At 39.1% G+C, this 21,261-nt stretch carries 19 protein-coding genes and 3 pseudogenes; 12 read left to right on the top strand and 10 right to left on the bottom strand.

Annotated features, from left to right (window positions below; translation table 11 throughout):
• Positions 1-40: 40 nt before the first annotated feature.
• The 10 genes and pseudogenes from HMPREF0663_RS00615 to HMPREF0663_RS00580 all read left to right on the top strand — a co-directional run bounded on the left by HMPREF0663_RS00615 (position 41) and on the right by HMPREF0663_RS00580 (position 10,828).
• Positions 41-805, top strand: a complete 765-nt coding sequence (locus HMPREF0663_RS00615; RefSeq protein WP_004368082.1) for a glycosyltransferase family 32 protein — start codon at positions 41-43, stop codon at positions 803-805.
• Positions 806-864: 59 nt separating this feature from the next.
• Complete coding sequence (locus tag HMPREF0663_RS00610; RefSeq protein WP_004368081.1) at positions 865-2,493, top strand: vitamin K epoxide reductase family protein; 1,629 nt, start codon at positions 865-867, stop codon at positions 2,491-2,493.
• A gap of 73 nt (positions 2,494-2,566) precedes the next feature.
• On the top strand, positions 2,567-2,884 hold the full coding sequence (locus HMPREF0663_RS11580) for a hypothetical protein (protein ID WP_004368080.1): 318 nt from the start codon (positions 2,567-2,569) through the stop codon (positions 2,882-2,884).
• Between the two features lie 79 nt (positions 2,885-2,963).
• Positions 2,964-4,433, top strand: a complete 1,470-nt coding sequence (locus HMPREF0663_RS00605) for a TlpA family protein disulfide reductase (RefSeq protein WP_159430523.1) — start codon at positions 2,964-2,966, stop codon at positions 4,431-4,433.
• Positions 4,426-5,082, top strand: a complete 657-nt coding sequence (locus HMPREF0663_RS00600; RefSeq protein WP_004368078.1) for a hypothetical protein — start codon at positions 4,426-4,428, stop codon at positions 5,080-5,082. The genes HMPREF0663_RS00605 and HMPREF0663_RS00600 overlap by 8 nt, the downstream gene beginning before the upstream one ends.
• Before the next feature lie 8 nt (positions 5,083-5,090).
• Positions 5,091-5,765 carry a glycosyltransferase family protein gene (locus HMPREF0663_RS00595; protein ID WP_004368077.1) on the top strand — a complete coding sequence of 225 codons (675 nt, stop codon included), beginning with the start codon at positions 5,091-5,093 and terminating at the stop codon, positions 5,763-5,765.
• 77 nt (positions 5,766-5,842) lie between these two features.
• Positions 5,843-7,116 (top strand): annotated as a pseudogene (locus HMPREF0663_RS12325) (cysteine peptidase family C39 domain-containing protein); the annotation flags it as partial.
• Positions 7,117-7,119: 3 nt separating this feature from the next.
• Complete coding sequence (locus HMPREF0663_RS12320; RefSeq protein ID WP_374188397.1) at positions 7,120-8,046, top strand: peptidase domain-containing ABC transporter; 927 nt, start codon at positions 7,120-7,122, stop codon at positions 8,044-8,046.
• Between the two features lie 5 nt (positions 8,047-8,051).
• Positions 8,052-9,365 (top strand): HlyD family secretion protein, encoded by a 1,314-nt coding sequence (locus HMPREF0663_RS00585; protein WP_004368074.1) that lies wholly within the window; start codon positions 8,052-8,054, stop codon positions 9,363-9,365.
• Positions 9,362-10,828 carry a TolC family protein gene (locus tag HMPREF0663_RS00580; RefSeq protein WP_004368073.1) on the top strand — a complete coding sequence of 489 codons (1,467 nt, stop codon included), beginning with the start codon at positions 9,362-9,364 and terminating at the stop codon, positions 10,826-10,828. The genes HMPREF0663_RS00585 and HMPREF0663_RS00580 overlap by 4 nt, the downstream gene beginning before the upstream one ends.
• A gap of 82 nt (positions 10,829-10,910) precedes the next feature.
• On the opposite strand, the pseudogene HMPREF0663_RS11575 reads toward HMPREF0663_RS00580, so the two are convergent.
• From HMPREF0663_RS11575 to HMPREF0663_RS00560, 4 genes and pseudogenes are all read right to left on the bottom strand, one after another.
• A pseudogene (locus HMPREF0663_RS11575) lies at positions 10,911-11,671 on the bottom strand (IS982 family transposase); the annotation flags it as partial.
• Positions 11,672-12,305: 634 nt separating this feature from the next.
• A pseudogene (locus tag HMPREF0663_RS11565) lies at positions 12,306-12,468 on the bottom strand (helix-turn-helix domain-containing protein); the annotation flags it as partial.
• 188 nt (positions 12,469-12,656) lie between these two features.
• Positions 12,657-13,184, bottom strand: a complete 528-nt coding sequence (locus tag HMPREF0663_RS00565) for a sce7726 family protein (protein ID WP_004368068.1) — start codon at positions 13,182-13,184, stop codon at positions 12,657-12,659.
• A gap of 150 nt (positions 13,185-13,334) precedes the next feature.
• Positions 13,335-14,003 (bottom strand): beta family protein, encoded by a 669-nt coding sequence (locus tag HMPREF0663_RS00560; RefSeq protein ID WP_004368067.1) that lies wholly within the window; start codon positions 14,001-14,003, stop codon positions 13,335-13,337.
• 122 nt (positions 14,004-14,125) lie between these two features.
• Between HMPREF0663_RS00560 and HMPREF0663_RS12130 the strand changes: the two genes are divergently transcribed.
• Positions 14,126-14,284, top strand: a complete 159-nt coding sequence (locus tag HMPREF0663_RS12130) for a hypothetical protein (RefSeq protein ID WP_004368066.1) — start codon at positions 14,126-14,128, stop codon at positions 14,282-14,284.
• 30 nt (positions 14,285-14,314) lie between these two features.
• On the opposite strand, the gene HMPREF0663_RS00550 is transcribed toward HMPREF0663_RS12130, so the two are convergent.
• Positions 14,315-14,827 (bottom strand): hypothetical protein, encoded by a 513-nt coding sequence (locus HMPREF0663_RS00550; protein WP_004368065.1) that lies wholly within the window; start codon positions 14,825-14,827, stop codon positions 14,315-14,317.
• 31 nt (positions 14,828-14,858) lie between these two features.
• Here HMPREF0663_RS00550 and HMPREF0663_RS00545 point away from each other — a divergent pair, with 31 nt between their 5' ends.
• A complete protein-coding gene (locus HMPREF0663_RS00545; protein ID WP_004368064.1) occupies positions 14,859-15,089 on the top strand; it encodes a hypothetical protein in 231 nt (76 codons plus the stop codon).
• A gap of 391 nt (positions 15,090-15,480) precedes the next feature.
• Here the strand turns inward: HMPREF0663_RS00545 and HMPREF0663_RS00540 are convergent, their stop codons facing one another.
• From HMPREF0663_RS00540 to HMPREF0663_RS00520, 5 genes are all read right to left on the bottom strand, one after another.
• Complete coding sequence (locus HMPREF0663_RS00540) at positions 15,481-15,774, bottom strand: hypothetical protein (RefSeq protein WP_004368062.1); 294 nt, start codon at positions 15,772-15,774, stop codon at positions 15,481-15,483.
• Between the two features lie 156 nt (positions 15,775-15,930).
• Positions 15,931-16,746, bottom strand: coding sequence for a class I SAM-dependent methyltransferase (locus HMPREF0663_RS00535; RefSeq protein ID WP_004368061.1), 816 nt, complete (start codon positions 16,744-16,746; stop codon positions 15,931-15,933).
• 68 nt (positions 16,747-16,814) lie between these two features.
• On the bottom strand, positions 16,815-18,467 hold the full coding sequence (locus tag HMPREF0663_RS00530; protein WP_004368060.1) for an ABC transporter ATP-binding protein: 1,653 nt from the start codon (positions 18,465-18,467) through the stop codon (positions 16,815-16,817).
• Positions 18,464-20,251, bottom strand: coding sequence for an ABC transporter ATP-binding protein (locus tag HMPREF0663_RS00525; RefSeq protein ID WP_004368059.1), 1,788 nt, complete (start codon positions 20,249-20,251; stop codon positions 18,464-18,466). Before HMPREF0663_RS00525 ends, HMPREF0663_RS00530 begins: the two co-directional genes overlap by 4 nt.
• 175 nt (positions 20,252-20,426) lie before the next feature.
• Positions 20,427-21,197, bottom strand: a complete 771-nt coding sequence (locus HMPREF0663_RS00520) for a TetR/AcrR family transcriptional regulator (RefSeq protein ID WP_231375196.1) — start codon at positions 21,195-21,197, stop codon at positions 20,427-20,429.
• Positions 21,198-21,261 lie beyond the last annotated feature (64 nt).

The raw sequence follows: 21,261 nt of genomic DNA, 5'->3' as shown, positions 1-21,261 counted from the left end.
CATTAATGTTATTTTGTTTTTTAATTAAAAAAATTACTTTATGGTGCCTAATATTATACATTTTATTTTTGGATTAGAAAAAAAATTTGGTAACAGACCATTTTCTATTTTTCATTATTTAGCTATTAAATCAGCATATGAAATAAATGAACCCGATAAGATTTATTTTTATTATAAATATGAACCACAAGGGTATTGGTGGGGGAAAGCTAAAAAATATGTTGAACCAATATTAATTTCTGTTCCTCGACAGATATATGGTAATAAACTTTATCATTATGCGCATAAGTCTGATGTTATAAGACTAATGATCTTGTTTAAGTATGGTGGAATATATCTAGATATTGATACTATTTGCTTAAGACCTTTTACAAACCTACTTAATAATTCTTGTGTTATGGCTAAAGAATTGTTACACAATGGCGAAGAACATGGTCTTTGCAATGCTGTTATACTTGCTGAAAAAGGGAGTAAATTTATACAATATTGGCTCTCGACATATAAGCACTTTAGATCTAAAGGGAAAGATATATATTGGGCAGAACATTCTGTAAGAGTGCCATTAAAAATAGCCGAATTATACCCTAACACTATTCATATTGAACCTGAAAGGAGCTTTTTCTACCCTTCTTATTTTCAGGAAGATTTAAAAATGCTTTTTCAGAAAAATTTATCTTTTCCGGAAGCTTATGTGTTTCATTTATGGGAGAGTCTCTCTTTTGATAGTTATTTGTCTAAACTCACTAGAGAATACATACTTGCAGTTGATACTTCATACAATATAATTGCGAGAAATTTTTTATAATCATCAAATCTGTTATTCTTTCTAATATAAATTATTCATATTCAACTTATTTTTAGTGCATGAAACTACTTGAATCCTTAATTAATCCGCTCAACAATTGCGAAGAAACGGCATACCTTCTTTGTAAAGCACTTGATGTGCCGATTACTAAAACAACTTTGGTTACTAGTTTGTTAGAACATCCTGACTATCCGAGTTTATTATCAATAAGTGATGTTTTACAGAATTATAGAGTTAAGAATATGTCAATTCGAGTAAAGGAACAGGAAAAGTTAATTGAATTGCCAACTCCTTTTATTGCCCAAACAATAGGGGAGAATACTCATTCACCCTTGTTTACTCTAATTTATCGAATAAATTCTAACAAAGTAGAATGGCACAATCCGGAATCACATAAAGTTGAAATAATTTCTTTAGGAAAATTTATAACACTTTTTACAAATTATGTACAACTATACGAAGTAGGTGAAGATGCTGGAGAGAAAGAGTATTCTATTACTTTAAAGAAAGAAAAAAGAACATGCATGATAAATAATGTACAGGTGTTTACCATCCCCATACTTACTTTAATGTTATCACTTGTCGCATTTTTAAGAATAGGCATTGATGCACTTTTCCCCGTTTTGTATGCTTGTATAACACTTGCAGGGGCTATTGCGGGAGCATTACTGATTCTTTATGAAATAGACCAGTATAACCCTAAATTACAAAAAGTTTGTGTCCATGGAGGTAAAACAAATTGTGCAGCCATACTGCATTCAAAAGGATCAAAAATATTTGGCTTTCATTGGTCTGGCATTGGGTTTAGTTATTTTATGGGAGTATTGGCAGTATTACTCGCCGGGGGACTTATTAATTCTCAGCTTCTTTCAGTGGCAGCTTGGATAAATGTTATAGCGCTACCTTATACGGTTTATTCCATCTATTACCAAGCTAGGATAGTAAAACAGTGGTGCCCGATGTGCCTCAGTGTACAATTGGTGTTGGTCCTGCTCTTTGTGACATCGTTAGCAGGCGGATTTTTCTCTGTCGTTTCACTTTCTACTATATTTCCTTATCTGATTAGCATGAGTACTGTTTTCTTGGCTGTATATATTTTGCTTCCTGCATTTGAAAAATCAAAAGATTCAAAGCTTTATTTACATAGTTTACAACGTTTAAAACATAATCCTCAAATTTTTGAAGCACTACTTGCCAAACAAAAACATATCACAGAACCGACAGAGGGTTTAGGTATAACAATAGGAAACCCCTACGGAAAAATTCATATGATTAAAGTATGCAATCCTTATTGTAGGCCGTGTGCCAAAGCTCACCCTATCATTGATAAACTATTAGCCAGTAATCCTGATATAAGGTTACAGATTATTTTTACAGCAACAGAAGCAGATGAAGATTACAGAAATAAACCTGTCAAAGCTTTATTGGCATTACAACAAAATAGTGCTATTTCAATAGAAGATGCTCTTGATAATTGGTATCTTGCAAAAGAAAAAAAATATGATGATTTTTTAAAGTTATATCCACTTGCTCAAGATAAACTGAATGAACAGATACCTGCGATAATAGCGATGCGAGAGTGGTGTGATAAAACTAATATTGAATTTACGCCTACCTTTTTTATTAATAGCCATCTACTACCAGAAATATATTCAGTAGAAGACATACGATATTTTCTTTCGGTATAATTCGCGATACATGCCTGAAAGCAAATTGGTTTATCAAAGAGGTAAACTATAATTTTAATTTTAAAAAAATCTTATGAAAAAACTTAGATTAAATTTTACTCAAAGTGTAGGAGAAATTCTCACAAGAGAAGAACTAAAATCAATTACAGGAGGAGACCTTGGTGGAAGTGGAACATGTGGAGTGTACTTACCTTCAAATGCTCCTGTTAATACAGGTTCATATCATGGATCATTCCATGCTGTGGGAGGAAGTGGCAAACCCGCTTACGAAGCATTTAATGGATATACCATAATTAGAGGAGTTAATAAAGAAACAGCTCTTGCCATGATAAATGGGCAATCAGGAGCAAAATGGTGCTGTGATAGCTGTGGATCTGCTAGTTGGTATTAATCCAAAAACAGTTTCCTTCTATAATAATTTCTAATAAGCTTAGTAGTTATCTTTAGAAGGAAACTTTATGAAAGAATGTATGAAAAAAAAAATTCTGCTGTTAATGTGTATGCTCGTGTATATTACTTGTTTTTGTGCAAATATACACAAAAAATCTCATACGGTTGTACTAACATTTGATACTGTTAAAAGTAACTATGATACAATATTTTTTAGTACAGGAGCTTCAGTGATAACACCTCAACCCATTTTATCATTTAGGTTATCGGCCGATAAAAAAGAAACAGTAGCTCCTAAAAAAAATGTAGAAATATATCCCATTTTAGATATTGTAGCTGTAAATCATAAGTATAATCCTACTTCTTCAGTTGATTTTATTCTTCATTCCGGTGACTCAATAGGTATACATTATGTAAAAGAAGGTGCTCCTTTTATTGAGATCAAAAATAGAATTGTAAAAAAATATGATTTAAATTATGATTATTTCAAAAGACAGCGATATCCAATATCTGAAGGAATGCAGACAATAGAAATAGTAAAGAATCCTTCTACCTATTTTTATAAGAAATTAATCAAAGGAAATAAGACTATTTCTATACCAAAAATATTGCAAGAATTCTACCCGAAACTACTTAAAGAACTTAAAGATGAAAGTATTTGGTTAGATTCCCTTTTCAAATCAAGTCAGGTTTCTGAAAAAGAATATAAGTTTTATAAAGAAAGAAATAAATATACATTATTGAACCTAAATCATAGAGACAACTCCATTGCTCATTTAGATTCTTTGCTGAAAGGGTATAATGATTCTATATACCGAACTGACTTGTATGGGTTTTATAAAGAATATTATTATTTAGTAGGAGTAAACTATCTTAATTCGATTCAACCATTGCTCAAGAATGATAAATTCACGGCTACATATGACTTTATTGAAAATAAAAAAGATGAATTTGGATTGCTCTCACAAGATCTATTAGAACTTGTTTTGAAAAATATCTTGCAAAAATCTCCCATAGAACAACGCCAAAAATATTTTAATAATTTCTCTAACTTAGTTTCCGATACCTCTATTATTAGCAAATTGAAAAGTGAGTATGAAAACTTATTGAATCTGGATATTGCAATAACCAATGATCTTCTTTTATTATCATCCCAAGGTGAAAAAATAACTTTTGATTACCTTATAAGGCAATGTAAAGGAAAAATAGTTTATGTTGATTTTTGGGCTTCTTGGTGCGCCCCATGTCTTGAGGAAATGAATTACTCAAAACGACTTAGAGATAATAAAAAATTTAATGATATTGTTTTTATCTACTTAGCATTAAATGATAAAGAAGAGAGATGGAAACAAAAGTTTGAGAATGCCCATTTGAGAGATTATAAGCATAATTATTTGATTTTAAACTCAAATGATGCATTATTTATAAAACAAAATAAAATAAACACTTTGCCAAGGTATATGATATTTGATAAACTTGGAAAATTAATTAATAAAGATGCATATAGACCAAGTAATAATAAAATTTATAAGATATTATTAAATGACTAATCAAAAAAAAATTTCTGTAAATGCGGTCAATCTGAAACAGCGTACAGATAGGCGAGTTCACATCCTAAAGCAGTTTTCCGATAAGCCCGAATTTTTATTCAATATTGTTCCAGCGATAATACATGAGAAAGGTGCATACGGACTATGGCAGACCATAAGTCAAATAGTAAATAAAGAAAACGAAAAAAATAGTGATTTCTTTATCTTGTGTGAAGATGATCATATGTTTACTGAAGATTATTCTTTTGACCTACTGCAAAATTGTATAGAACAGGCTATATCTTTAAATGCAGATATGCTTTCAGGAGGGTATAGTTGGTTTGATAACGCTGTACAAATTTCTAAAAACCTTTTTTGGGCAGATCAATTTAACGGAATGCAGTTTACCGTTATTTTTAATAAATTTTATCGCACTATTTTAAATGCTGATTTTGGAGAAGAGGTTATTACAGATTTTTCTCTTTCGGGTATTACGGATAATAAATTCGTAATCTACCCATATATCTCTAGGCAAAAAGAATTTGGTTACTCTGATGTAACCTTAACCAATGCTAAAAGAGGGCAAGTGGATAGAATTTTTGAGAATTCTATTCAAAGATTAAATACATTAAATAAAGTAAGAGATTTTTATTTCCCTTATAAAAAATAATTTATTATATGCTTAAAGATATTTCTATACCTGTTTTTATTATAAACTTAAAGGAGCATTCTGATAGGTTGAAGCATGTTCTTAATCAATTCGAAGGTAAAAAAGAATTTGATATCTACATAGTAGAAAGATGTAACCATAAGAGTGGCGACATGGGATTGTGGCAAAGTATCGTAAAAATAATAAAAGAAGTTTATAATAGTGATGACGATTTAATTATAATTTGTGAAGATGATCATACATTTACAGAACATTATAATAGAGACACGTTAATACGAAACATTATTGAAGCTGTAAACCAAAATGTAGAACTTCTTTCAGGAGGTATTAGTGGTTTCGGAAATGCGGTTCCGATAACGTCGGAAAGGTATTGGATAGATTGGCTGAGGAGTTTACAATTTACTGTACTGTATCGCCCTGTGTTTAAGAAAATACTCGATTATAATTTCAAAGAGAATGACACTGCATGCGAAGTTCTCTCCATGCTTACAAGCCATAAGATGGTGCTTTATCCTTTTATCTCTATTCAACGGGATTTCGGTTATTCAGATATAGCACTATCAAATGGCGAGTTAAAAGATAAAGTTACCGAACTTTTTAAGCAAGCAAATAAAAAAATGGAAATTTACCAATACGTAAATTTGAAATATTTACAAAAACAAACCGATATCGAAAAACTATAATATAGTGGTAAACTATAAAAATATTCTATATAATGCTCCAAAAAATTCGGTTAAATTTTGCTCTATAAATATAATAAATGAAATTTCCTCATTACTGTCAACTTGATGCAATGGACTGCGGTCCCTCGTGTTTGCGTATGATTGCCAAATATTATGGGAGAAGTTATACTTTGCAAACTCTTCGCGAACGATGCTTTATTACTCGTGAAGGTGTCTCTATGCTTGGTATCAGTGATGCCGCAGAATATATTGGTTTTAGGACTATCGGAGTCAGGATTTCATTTGACCAGCTTATCAAAGAAGCCAATTTACCTTGTATACTACATTGGAACCAGAACCATTTTGTCGTCTGCTACCGCATAGAATGCCATAAGAATGGCGAAGTGAGCTTATACATCGCCGATCCGGCTTCAAGAAAGCTGATATATCATAAAGAAGAGTTCTTAAGATGCTGGATATCAAAAAAAGAAAACTCTACAGATACAGGTACAGCTTTATTACTTGAACCTAGTCCGCTCTTTGATAGCATCGATGACGAAAAGCGATCATCACGCAGAGATTTTGCTTTCTTTGTGAAGTATCTCCTTCCATATAAGAGTCAGTTTGCCCAATTGATCATCGGAATGTTGGTTGGAAGTGGAATACAAATGATATTTCCATTTCTTACGCAAGCCTTAGTTGATACTGGTATTAGAGACCGTAATTTAAGTTTTATTACGCTGATCCTCATTACTCAATTGCTGCTGTTTATATCCCAGCTTGCTGTCGGTTTTATCCGTAGTTGGATTATGCTCCATATCAATTCCAGAATAGATATTGCCCTCATCTCTGATTTTCTCATGAAGCTGATGACACTTCCTCTTCATTATTTTGACACAAAGATGACGGGAGACATTATGCAGAGAATTGGAGACCATGGACGTATCAAGTCTTTTCTGATGGGTTCCTCGATTAATATTATTTTTTCTTTTTTAATTTTATCATTTTTAGTATTATTCTGGGATATTATAATTGGATGATATTAGTAATTTTCCTATTTGGAAATACTTTATATATGATCTGGATTCTTGCATTCATGAAATACAGACGCATACTGGACATCAAAAGATTTAATCAATCGGCAGGAGAACAAAGCAAGATTATCCAACTGATACAGGGCATGCAGGAGATTAAGCTTAATAACTGTGAAAAACAGAAACGATGGGAATGGGAGCGCATTCAGGTCAAACTTTTTAAAATAGGCGTTAAAGGACTGACTATCGGACAGATACAACAAACGGGCTCTGTTTTCTTTACCCAAAGTACGAGCATTATTGTATCGTTTATCGCTGCAAAGGCAGTGGTGGATGGAAATATGACTCTTGGTATGATGATGTCCCTTACATACATTATTGGACAGGTTTCTGCTCCTATTGGTGAATTTATCGGTTTCGCCCAGTCTTATCAAGATGCCAAAATTAGTTTGGAACGTTTAAATGAAATTCATAGAAAGCGTGATGAAGAATTTAATATAACTTCGAAGCTTAATTACTTACCAGAAGTGAGAGATATTTATTTTGAGAATGTTACTTTTAGCTATAGTGGAGCGGACAGGGATTATGCGCTTGAAGATGTCACTTTGACTATACCACAGCATAAGGTTACTGCTATAGTAGGTTCTAGTGGAAGCGGGAAAACGACCTTGGTCAAATTACTACAGGGCTTTTATTCTCCTAATAGAGGCAATATCAGGATCGGAAGCACCCCTTTAAAGATGATTAATCCCCACCTATGGAGAAGTAAGACAGGTTCTGTCATGCAAGAAAGTTATATATTCTCTGATACTATTGCTAAAAATATAGCAATCAGTACAGACGAAGTCAATATAGAAAGATTGAGACATGCCGTACAGGTAGCGAATATTCAGGATTTCATTAATGATCTCCCTATGGCCTATGATACAAAGATTGGAATGGAAGGTAGTGGAATTAGCCAAGGACAAAGACAAAGAATCTTGATAGCCAGAGCTGTGTATAAGGATCCAGAGTACATATTCCTCGATGAAGCTACTAATTCTCTTGACGCAAACAATGAGAAGATAATCATGGATAATCTTCAAGAATTTTATAAGGGAAGAACTGTATTTATTGTTGCGCACCGTCTCAGCACTGTTAGGAATGCCGATAATATAATCGTTTTGGAAAAAGGAAAGATTGTTGAACAGGGAACTCATGAGGAACTTACTATAAAGCATGGGGCTTACTATACTTTGGTTAAGAATCAATTAGAGCTTGGAAAATAAGGATAATGGAAGATACTGTTGATAAAAATAGTAAAATAGAACTTCGCAGTGAAGAAGTTCAAGAAATGATGGGACAAATACCATCATGGATTTTGCAATGGGGAATTACTGTTATAGCAATTGTCCTTTTTGGACTATTATTGGGTAGTTATTTCTTTAAATATCCTGATACGCTCATAGCTCCAGTTGTCATTACATCATCATCTACGCCTGTAGAACTTAATGCCTATGCTACTGGAAAACTTGAGAATCTCTTCGTTCGCGATAAACAAAATGTACAGGCGGGAGACTATTTAGCTATTATAGAAAATAATGCGAATTCGCAAGATGTTCTAATGTTAAATAAAATCTTCCAAAAATGGCAATCTAAGAATTTATCTTCATCCCTTTTATATAAAAAACTTAAAGGGTATACTTTGAGATTAGGAGATGTGCAGTTGCCATATTCTGGTTTTATGGAAGCCCTTCAATATTACATTCTCTATACCAAAACTAATTATTATCCTCAGAAATTGGCGTTAAAACAGAACCAGCTGTCTAAGCAGGTAGAATTGGATTTAAATAGAAAACACGAATATATCTTACATGCGCAACAGGCAGATATTTCTAAGAATATATATCTTCGGGATTCTGCTCTGTTTGCAAAAAAGATTAAGACAGGTGAAGAATTTGATAATTCCCGTTACACCTATTTACAGAGTCATCAAACACAGCTTAATGATATCCGTACACAGAAAGAAGTTCAAATGCAGAAATTACAGGATAGAGAAGTTATGTTAGATTTGGAGCAGCAATATAAAGAAACACATGAAAAGAGCATTTTGGAGCTGAACAGAGCTGCAGACCAACTAGGGAATGCTATCAAATTATGGCAAAAAAACTATCTAATTGTAGCTCCAATTGCTGGCTACGTGAATATGATGAGTGTTTGGAGTAAAAACCAAAATGTTACAGCAGGAGAACTCATTATGATAGTAATGCCTAAAACACCTACCGAATCAATCGGAAAGGCTAAGTTTCCTGCACTCGGAGCCGGGAAAATACAAATTAATCAGCGGGTTATTACACGACTTAATAATTATCCTGATGAAGAGTTCGGGTTTATTGAAGGGATAGTTTCCAATATTTCTGATATTCCCGATAAGGACGGTAACTATATTGTTGAAATCAAATTTCCGAATCATCTAAGGACCAATTATGGAAAGAATCTGCCACAAACAAAACAGATATTAGGCAACGCACAAATCATCATAAAAGATAAGCGATTGATAGAGAATTTTATTCAACCACTTGAGAAAATATTTAAGAATAAGATATGAGAAAGAGCATTTATATAGTCATTACGGCATCCTTTATCTGCATAGCTTGTGTGGCGCAAAATAAATATTCTCTTCAGACGATTATAAATATTGCTAAAGAACGGTCTGTCTCAATTCAGAAGGCTAAAAATGAGTTGAACGTGTATCGTTGGCAATATAGTAATTATAAAGCAGAAAGATTGCTTACATTAACCTTGACACTTACGCCATTTCAGTATAGTCGCAATATTATAAAGAGATATATTTCAGATTCTGATAGAGATGAATATCGATCTCAGAGGTCATTATATTCCTATGGCAATCTGCAATTAACTCAGAATGTGAATTTTACAGGCGGTACTCTATACGCAGTTTCTGAATTAGGCTTTTTAAGAACCTTTGGTTCTACTACTTACAATCAGTTCTCAACAGTGCCGTATCGAATAGGATATAGCCAGTCTCTCTTTGGGTATAATCGCTTTAAATGGGACAGGAAGATAGAGCCGTTGAAATATGAAACTGCTAAGCGAAAATATGCCTATGCTATAGAAACTACAACTTATGCTACAGCAAATCTCTTTTTTGATTTGTGTCTTGCAAAAGAAAATTTGGACTTAGCGCTCGATCAAGTAGAGAAATCAGATACATTGCTTATCATAGGAGAAACCTTATTTAAGCATGATGCATTATCTAAATCTAATTTGCTGGCTCTAAGACTAAATAAAATGGAACAGGAAGATGAACTGTTGAAAAATAGAAATGAATATCAAAAAAAGATGTTCCAACTATTATCTTATATTGGTATAGAAGATGACGATAGCATACAAATAGAATTACCTACTAATCGCCCTACTATAGCTATTCTGTATCGAACAGCATTGGAAGAGTGTAGGAGGAATAACCCGTCTTATTTGGAAATGAGTCAAAATATTTTATCTGCTTCAAAAGATCTTGATAAAACTAAAAAAGAGCGTTTTTTTGATACCAATATTGATGTTAGTATTGGTAGCAATCAATATTCTGATAAATTCAAAGAAGCTTATCGGAATTTGCTTCAACAAGAGGTCATATCTATAGGAATTACTATTCCCCTGATAGATTGGGGAATCAGAAATGGGAGATATAAAATAGCAAAGAGTGCGTTGGAAACAGTTAGAGCTGAAGAGAAACAAAGAATTCAAGAGCTTGAGCAAGAGATATTTGCAACTGTCAATAATTATCAAGTACAACAAAATGTTTATGATAGAGCATTGAAAGCATTTACTCTGTCTAAAACCATATATGTTGAAACACTAGAAAAATTTAAATTAGGGGCAGCTGATGTAAAAGAACTAAAAGATGCAATGACTACGATAAAGGAATCACATCGCAGATATGTAAATGCTTTATGTGAAAGTTGGTTAAGCTATATGAATATCAGACGATTAACCTTATACGATTTTGTGAAACACACAAGTCTAACCATAGTAGACTTTGACAATTAGAACTAAGCATTGTGATGGATCTAGAACAAGTACAATGACAGTTTTAAAGTTGCGACACTATGATAACATGAGTTCGACGAATCTAGAATAGGGTAAGTTGTGAGTCCTTTGTTCTTTCCAAATTAACACATGGCTTCTTGGAGAAAAATAGCAATAAGCGGCGATTGTTCTGAACATATTCACAATAAAGTTGTCAAAAGGCCTATGCTTTGAATGTTCAACCTGTGCAATATTCTTGAGCTCATCATTGATGGCCTCGATGATGGCCCGCTTTCTTATTAATATTTGCCCAGCTACGGTACTAACAGCCTCCTTCATGTTTTTCTTAAGCTTTATGAGAAACTGAATGCCGTCAACGAAAGGTCTTTCAAACAAGTGCCGACGAGTTTTCCATATATGAACTCTACGAAACTCTTATACTCCAAAGGCTTTCAGTCATCAACGTCTCCCGGCGTTATCATGAAGTTGAGCAGTTCCCTCTTCTCATTGCAGATCAGATGGAGTTTGAATCCGAAGAACCATCCAAGGGAACATTTACCTCTTTGGGCAATACCCTTGAATACCTTGCGAATATGAATCCACTGATTCCTGCAAACACGCAAAGGGGTGCTGTCCACGAAACTGATGCGAGTACACTTGCCTAAAAAACTTCTTGATGAACAGAGTCAAAGAAATAGCGACTTCCCTTTCAAGTTCAACGAAGCGATTGCACGAGACACCCTTGGGGAATAAATGACGAAGATGTTTGCAGACTTTATCCACATAGAAATGTTTCAGACAACGATAACCTGAATCATGGAAAAGAATCATGACAAGCATGACTTCAGCCTTTGACATCGTCGATCACGGGGGAAATTTCGTTTTTCAGTATTCTTGAGTGAGGCCTCTGCAAAACGGTACATGACTCCCTTGCATAGAGAGGATAACCTATCAGAAGAATGATATCTACTCAGCAATTGCTTGGAATAGCCTTGCTCTACAAGCCATGAGGTAAACAACAACTCGTTTTTTGTCCGGATTGAAGCATTTGGTTTATTTTTCTTTCTTTTGGTACACTCATAGTTTACTTTCTGCCATTAAAACCAATGACAAAGATACAAAAGAATTTTGTAATTGCAACCGATTGGTTGTTTTTTTGCTCGTAGGTAAACTAATAGACCTGTGGGATAAAATCACAACCATTGCGAAAAGAAGAAGGATGAAATGAAGCATAGATAGATATATTTATTCTATGAGACACTGAGATTTCGGCAATATATTTGTTTTATTGCCAAAATCTAGCATAGACATAGCGCTTGCCCCCTTATTCTCCATAGTATATATAAAAAATGACTCGCTGACAGATCTTACGGTATGCCAAGCGAGTACTGTTATCTCTGTGTGCGGTAAATCCGCAACCAATTTTCTGCTTGCGAAGGTAAATGTTATTTTTGTTCCTGCAAAATAATTACAGATAAAAATTTATAGGCGACAAAAATTACCATTCATGATACTTCCGCAACATCCCATCTATTTCCGACCTTAGAAAGAGTAAACGTCCATTAGCTTTGAGATAAGGGATCTTCCCTGTCCAAAACCCGTTGTAGACGTTTTTGTTCCCCTTTGAGTATCTTGGACACATCAATGATGTCCAAATATTCATAAGTTCAAACTTGATAATCATTAGATATTCTTATCCGTTCAGGACAAGGAGGGACTTCTTGTAAAAAACTCGTTGGTTACCGTTAATATGTATTCAATTAGATATTTAATCTCGCAGATAATAATGATAAATCGTCAACAGATATTCTTTCATCTCTTTCATATAAAAACAAATTAAAACCTTTAACTAATTTTTGTTCCAAAAATTGAAAAAACATATTATGTATCTCACTTTATCATAGTTTCTTATTATTTGAGTTCTAATCATATCAGAGTCCATCTTTTTAACTGCTGGTAAGAATTTTCTTAAAAATACAGAGCTTATTGAATATACCATTTCTCGCTTTGTTGTCCTATTTGAGGTATTAGAACTCTTTATTTTATTTACATTACCATTTAAAACTTCATAAACAGATACTCTAGGCTGTACCAATGACAAAACCTCATCTTTATACCTTGGATGCGTAAAAACAATAGTATGATCAAATATAAGAGAATACTCTTTTAGCTGTTCAGGAAGCCTTCTCATGTCATCTTTATCACTCTTTATTTCAATGGCATAAGTTTCCCCTTTGTATAAAACTAACAAGTCAACAACCTTTCTTGTTGTACCATACATTACCTCATTGCCAATAATGACTCCTGGGTATCTTTCAATAAAGTACTCTATGACGGCTATCTTTATCCCGTCTGCTGGGCGCATTATTAATGCCATATTTAAATTCTCAATCTCAAAATCTGTTGTACAATATGAGAATTCATACGAACTGAGATCCAAAATGATGGGGAAGCAGAGGGTGCATCTCCTAATGAACAATTTCTAATCTGAGAATATCCCCATTCGTCAATCGAACATGGAAAACAGCTATCTGAAACAGATTGCCTTGCAACAGAAGTATCTGATCATTTCTAATGGATTTATTGAGCCGTAATCTCCATATACAACTTCAGAATATCGAGATTTTACCATCTCGAACAAATCTATTTCTCTGAGATCAAAAGTATCACTATGATCATTTCCTATTTCACTAATATTATTAGGAAATGTTATAGAGCATATTGTAATTGTATATCTACTCTCACCTAAAGCTTCTTTAATTTCTTGAACCTTTCTAATGCAAATTTCAGCAGGATTCTTGTAAGACGCAGCAGGAATCCAACCACAATCAAGAACTATAAGCAAATCATTAGAATCAGACAAATTGTTGTTAATTAATTTAATATCATCTATAGCTATCTCATTATCAAGAGAGAATCTATACATAAGCATTTGGAAAACACTGCTTAATTTTTCTACTTGCCTTCTGATATTTTCATCAAAATCTTCATCGTCATAATTCATTATAACAGAAGGAATTAATGATTGGAAAATATATTCATTTTTGAATGATATGACTCTATTCATCCAGTTGGAGTATCCATCATGTGGGATAAAAAGTTCATCTATTTCCCTCGAAGACAAATTGATGTCAGAAGTCACATCTAAAGCTATAGAATGATCTTTAAAAATATGGGCAACCTTTTTTCTTGACACTCCGCGATGTTGTATTTGAACGTCCGATACACATTGAGAATGGCGATACCACTTTTTGCGGTTTTGATCAAAAGTACAACGGTCCGATTATTAACCCTACCACATGAGATACCATTGCCTACGTGCCCAATGCGCAGCTCGAAGCTGCCGAGAAGCTCGTGCGAGCAGCCTATGAAAGAGGCGAGTACGACCGGTGCTATCAAATACTCGAAAAGGCCTACACCTTTATCCCCATCACCGGCGCCCAGTGGCGCAAACTCAAAGCCAAGAACAAGAACTAAATACAGGCCCGCCCATTCCGGCGGGCTTTTTTATTTGTTACGCCCGATAATCATAAAGTCTAAACCAACATGGGTTACTTCGCCGCCGCTATCGTTGACCACGAGAAAATCGCAATAGTTTGCCGTCTTATGGCGAACCACCGGCATACATCCGTACGGCGACGTATCGTCATTGGGGGTGACAATGGCCACGTAATTGGCACTACAAGGAAGAGGACTATTAAATTTTAATCTAAGTACCTGCACACCGCCATACGAAGTATATTGCAAACTCGCTCCTGCCGCAAACTCTCCCCACGCATTGCTTAGCTGCCCATACCTGCTCACCGTTCCTGCGAGCAATATTCCCGGAATGTTCATTGCGCCGAAGGCACAGAGCTTTCCGTCTCGAATGCATGCCGCTTGCGCGGCGCTCTGCACGGATGCGATGCCGTTGTGCGCGAGGTGCAGCGCCTGCATGCCGCTTTTGTAAGATACATGCATGTTGACGTTAGAAAGCACGATATTCCGGTAACCGACGAACCGCCCGCCATTCGGCTCCATCTATCTGGGCAAACGACCGGCTGTACAACCCGTGGCTCTTGCCAGACTGCGCTTGAACGGCAATGAATTGCAGTGGACCACCTCAGACAATATTTACTACGCCGTATATCTCAGTAACGGAGGCGGCAAAACTGCCACATTAATTGCCATCACCCGTGAGACAAAACTGGAGCTGCCGCAAAAAGGAACCTACTTTGTAACAGCGGTAAGCAAGAAGGACAATTCCGAAAGCAATCCGTCTGAAACTATAGAGTTTCAATAATCATTCTACGGTCGGCCTCTGCTCACGAGAGTCTACGCTGACTTATTTTTAACCGGATTCTATTATAGAGCCTCCACTACCCTCATTGACGGGGAGGCTTTTTAACATCTTATAATAGAAAGTCACTCGCCAACATCTATCTACATCCACCAACATCCTTTTTACATTTTCATTACTTGACGTATCGTTGGTACATAATAATATAAGTTTATGAAGATAGCTACTAAAATAAATAACTTAAACAATTGTCGATTATGGCACGGACCTTTGTAGCTTCGGTCAACTCATTAACAATGTAGCCAAAAGTATGCCTATTCCATAAATAGAAGTCATACCGATCTCCAACAGATAGGTTGTAAAATACCCCGAAACAATAATATAACCGTAGTCATTATTGCGATGAAGGCTCACAATTGGTAACGATGCCGAGGAAAAATATCGTCAGAAGGACCGAGATAGCCACCGAAAGACCTGCCAAACCAACCGTCATGATTGAAAGGAAGGAGAAATTATTCACAAAAATAGCATACTCGCTGCTCATCTTCAATGAGCAAATAGCCATCGCATAAAGAAGATAACACTTCAGAAAACACGAAGCGAGTTCGCTGATGATATCTTCAACCGACACCGACTCGGTAAAAAAGAAAAAGAAAACAAAAAACATAATCCTATCGCCATTCATCATTATTTCTGTAGAATGCTGTTTATCAATTCTATACAAGCATTTAAAACATGATGAAATAACAGTAACAAATCTGCGGACAAGGTATTCCGAAACAATATTCGCTTTTCGTATTGCAATGGAATACCCCCTATCTTCCGCCCGCACTCCCCCAATCTATCACAATCTGAAACGCAGCATCGAGCTGAAACGGAAGCACAATCGTGGAAACAGACCGAAGGTGTAGGCCACGAGCCCCCACCGGCTACGGAACATGCTCATATAGCTTTTCTGCTCTATCAGCCGAATATTGGGCGCCCACTTTTCCATCTCGCGCCCGTCGGCAAAGCCCGATCGTATCTCTACCGGTGAGTCCTGCAGCGAGTCGGGGCGCATTCCGTGCTTCGTCATCATAGGACCACAGACGTCGAAACAGAGTTCTCCGCCGGCAAACCGCTTGGCTATACGCGTAACAAACCTCTTTACCTGCCGTTCGTAGAAGTACATCAACACGCCTTCGGCAACAATAAGAAACTCGCTGTCGGGATGACGTGTGCGCAATTCATCCATCCAATCGTCGTCGAGCAGCGAGCCTTCGAGGTAGGTATCGCCCTGCTGTTCGGGTATTAGGTGCCTACGCAGTTCGATCACTTCGGGCAGATCGAGTTCGTAAAACACGGCACGGTCGTGTTCCACGATACGCTGGTAGCGCGTGTCGAGACCGCACCCAACGTTCACAACAACGGGGTTTTTGTGCGACAGGATGAAACTTCGGACGGCATCATCGTAATATCTGCCGCGCACAACACAGCCCACATAGCTCATTTTTGCATTCTTCAGTTTGGCGAAGTTATAGTCTATACGGTCGACTAACCCTTCGGCATAGTCGTCTTTCAGTATGTTGTCTGTCTTCCGTTTACTCTCTATAGCCCGCATATAGAGCGGGATGAGCAGCGTTTCTTGCACCACGCCGCTGAATTTTATCTTTTCTTTCATACATTTATTTTTATTTCTTATCTGTATTACGTGCTACGTGTGCAGGCCTCATCTGCCGTCTCAACGAGCTACACATAGGCCTTCCCGCCACGCAGCGTTACTATCTTGTCGGCACCCGACACCGTGCGCATGCGGTGCGCAATCACCAACACCGTCTTATCTTCGATGAGTCTTGAGAGCGATTCTTGTATCATCGTCTCGTTTTCAACATCGAGAGAAGCCGTCGCTTCGTCCAATAGAATGATGGGAGCATCCTTAAGAAAGGCGCGTGCAAGTGATATGCGTTGCCGCTCTCCGCCCGAAAGTTCGGAGCCGTTTTCGCCTATCAACGTATTCCAACCGTCGGGCAAACGCTCCGCAAAGGCATCGCAATGAGCCATACGTGCGGCATGCAGCACCTCTTCATCGGTGGCATCTTTGCGCCCGATGCGTATGTTTTCCATCACAGTGTTATTAAACAGTGTTACTTCTTGGAACACAATGGAGTAAAGCGACAGCAATGTTTCGGGATCAACCGTGGCGATATCCATGCCTCCCACGGTGATGCGTCCGCTGCTCACATCCCAAAAACGGGCGGCAAGTCGCGATACGGTGGTCTTACCCCCACCCGACGGGCCTACCAGAGCTGTTACCTCGCCCTGACGGGCAGTGAACGAAACATCGGTCAACACGGGTTCCGAGGCGTCGTAAGCAAAGCCCACGTGGTCGAACACGATATCATATCCGCGGTTGGTAAGTCTGTCTGTGCCTCCTTGAACGGGGTGTTCCAAGATTTCGTTCATACGTTCGCTCTGCACACTCAGCCCGATGATGGCAGCAAGATTTATGAGTGCGGCCGACAAGGGATCGTAAAGTCGAGACACCACCAGCAGGAACATGAAAAACAGGAGTACATTCAACTGTCCCTGCATCAGCAGCATGGCGCCCGTAAGAACCACGGTTGCGATGCCTAACTTCAGTATCAATTGGGCACTGACCACGAACACTGCCATGCCCAGTTCGCTCACAATGGCACGATGTTCCACGGCTTTTATTTTCGTATCGAGGCCTTTAAGATACATTGTCTCGGCATTGTTGGCGTGCAAGTCGCGCACGGTTTCGAGGCATTCCTGTATGCCATCGGCACATGCCATCTTGGCCTTCATCTGCCGGCGCCCCAGCCTGTCGCGCACAGTGGTGGAGAGCAATACCACTGCAAGGCTCACCGGAAACACCCAGAGGGCTGCCGCAGCCATGCGCCAATCGTAAAAGAACAGGCCTATGCCTACGGGAATAACGGAAAGAATGGCACCTATAAACTCGGGAATCCAATGCGATGAGGCTGTTTCCAAGGTAGCGCAATCGGCCATGATGGTGCTCGTAAGATCGGCAAGGTCTTTCTTTGCGAAGAACGAAAGGGGCAGCCGTCGCAGCCGTTCGGCAATAGTAATGCGCCGCACACCGCTCTCTACGTAGGTTGCAAAGAACGTGGCGTTGTATTGAATGTACGTTGTAAGGGCGATAAACAGTAGGCATACCGCCGTTAGAACGGCATACCAAGCGGAACGTCCGCCGCTTATATGCCCGCCGTGGAGCAGGTCTGCCACTATGAAATACAGCAAACCAACCGGCATAATCAGTACTAAATCTGCCGCTGTACAGCTGATGCACGCCTTTACCATGTCGCGTGCACCTCTCTCGGAGAGTGCATATTTGTGTTGTAAAGTCTTGATGATATTCATTTTCTTCCTCCTATATTCCAGTTTACAGATTGGTTGTATTCGCGCCACATCTCGGCATACAGGCCTCCGCTGCGCGCTTTAAGTTCGTCGTGTGTACCCTCTTCGCAGATTTTACCGTCTTTCAACACGCAGATACGGTCGGCTGTAGTCACGGCAGACAGCCGGTGCGCAATCGTTATAACGGTTTTTCCCACCGCCAAAACCTTGAATGCAGCCTGCACGCGCGCCTCGTTATCGGGATCTGCAAAGGCCGTTGCCTCGTCGAGAATGAGTATGGGAGTGTTCTGAAGCATTACTCTTGCGATGGCTATGCGCTGCTGTTCGCCGCCCGAGAGATAGGTTCCGTCGGTACCGATCAGCGTGTGTATGCCTTTCGGGAGCTTGGCAATGATGTCGTCGCACTGCGCTTCGGAAAGCACACGGCGCACCTCTTGCTCGGTTGCCTCGGGGCGGCACAGGCGCACGTTGTCGAGGATGGAGCCTTTAAGCAGCCGGCTGTCTTGAAACACGAACGACACCTGTCGCATCAAGTCTTCCTTTCTGATATTGCGAACATCCGTTCCTCCGATACTTACAGTGCCCTCGGTGGCGTCCCAGAAGCGTGCCACAAGACCGGCCAATGTGGTTTTTCCGCCTCCCGAAGGGCCTACCAAAGCGATGTGTTCGCCCGCCCCGATGCTGAGCGACACACCGCTCAAAGCATCTGTTCGGGCATCTTTGTAACGAAATGTTACGCCGCTGAGCTCCACAGAGTTGTCGCGCGGCGGAAGCGTTACGGCCGGTTCGGGCAGCGGGGCGATACTTAAAATGCTGTCGATACGGCTAAGTGCATTGGCTACAATGATCTTGTCTTCGCTCATATACATCACTTTGGTGAGCACAACCGTGATGACCGGCGTTATTATTACGTAGTAGAGAAGGTTGAGAAGGAACGCTCCGTCGGCCTTACTGCTTGCCGTATAGAGTGCTACAGCTATCAGAATGGCGAAGATGCTGTTGATGATAGTGGTGTAAGCCACCATAGGCAGGCGTAGCGAACGGGTATAGCCGATCACCCATTGCCCGTATCTGTCGATGGCATCCTTAAAACGTTTGAACGAAAAAACGGTCTGTCCGAAGGTTTTCACCACGGGAATACCGCGCACATATTCCACGGCTTCGTTCGACATAGCGTCCAACGCTTGCTGATATTCGTTCATCTTTACCTTCAAATCCTTACCGGTCATGAAGATATACATGATGGCATAGGCCAGCAAGACGGGCACCATACAGAGAATACCCAGCCGCCAATCGAAGTACGCAAGCAGGCACAGAAGACCGATAGGAGTGGCAATACTGCCCGCATTGTCGGGCAGACGATGGGCCAGATAGGTCTCTGTAGCGTCGCTCGACTCGTTGACTATCTTGCGTAGCTTGCCGCTCCCTATGCCGTTCATGAAGCCTATGGGCAGCGTAACGATGTGGTGCATGAGCGCGGAACGTATGTTGGAGGCGATACGGAACGCCGCAAAATGCGAGCAGAACAACGCACCTATATATATAAGGATAGACAGAACGGCGAAGAAGAGCGCCGCCCAACCGTAGCCGACGATATGCTCTGCACGGCCGAAATGGGGTGCCACGGCGATGACTTCGCGCAATATCATCCATATATATACGAAGGGCAGCAACGCCACGAGTGCACTCAAAGCCGACAACACCCACGAGGCGTAAGTGAAATACCTGAACCTTCCGGCATACGAGAGCAGCCTCTTCAGGTTCGATTGTTTGTTTTCTTTTTCCATATACTTTATATTTAAAATCTATCTTTTACACATCTATCCTTTTACCTTTTTTCCTTTAAGAACCTATTTCTGCTCCTTTATCTTTCTACTTCTTTACTTTTTCACGATCCATGCCCCCTATACAGCAGGATTAAAAACGAACACTTTTCAAAATGTTTCAAAAAAAAGAGAGCGTTCATCGGTTGATGCGCTCTCTCCATCCTACACACTCGAAGGTGACGTAATCTGTAAATATCTGCCGTCTGTCGTGCGGACTCATGTTCTGTCTGGCCATTTCTTTGAACAGCGTAAGCATCCATACCGTGTGCAGGCGTATGGTGAAGTCGGCCACTGCGGTACCGCTGCCGGCGCTGTTTCTACGTATCTGCTGCATGAAAACTTGTATCTGTTCCACACAACGCTTGGAAAAATCGTCGATGAAATTCTCCAACGACGATCCTTGAGCCTTGAAGAACAGCAGCTGCAACTGGCGCCTGTAGCGCGTAACCACGTGCAGATACTCGCTCACCATGTCGGTAATGAACCGCTCACCCATGCTATTAAGCTCGGGCACCAGCCGCTCTACGCTTTTCGGATCGTGGTGTTCAACCAGCATTCGGTCTAATTCGTCGGTCAAAGGCATGAGCAGCGTGCGGAAAATGCGGTCTTTGTTCTCGAAATAATTGTATATATTGCTCAGTCCCACACCGGCATCCATCGCAATTTCGCGCATGGAAGTACTGCGAAACCCCTTCTGTACGAAGAGCTTCTCCGCACTGTGTAGTATCTGTTTCCGTGTAAAGTCTTTCTGCATTTGCATAAGCCTGCGGCTGTTGTCTGTTTGCAAAAATAGACATATTTGCCTGCCCTTGCAATACCTAAAAGTAGGGAAAAAGCGCACACAGCCTCTGCCCGTTGCAACGGGAGCGAACAACTGTTCGAGATAGAGCGCCCGCCCGTTCCACATAGGCATGCAGTCTGTTTGCCATAGACTGCCCGCCTATCCCGCTTAACCGGTACATCTGTTGAAT

The sequence above is a fragment of the Hoylesella oralis ATCC 33269 genome, assembly GCF_000185145.2.
Lineage (GTDB): Bacteria > Bacteroidota > Bacteroidia > Bacteroidales > Bacteroidaceae > Prevotella > Prevotella phocaeensis.
The sequence above is the reverse complement of the archived record's forward strand: the minus strand, read 5'-3'. Positions and strand labels throughout refer to the sequence as shown.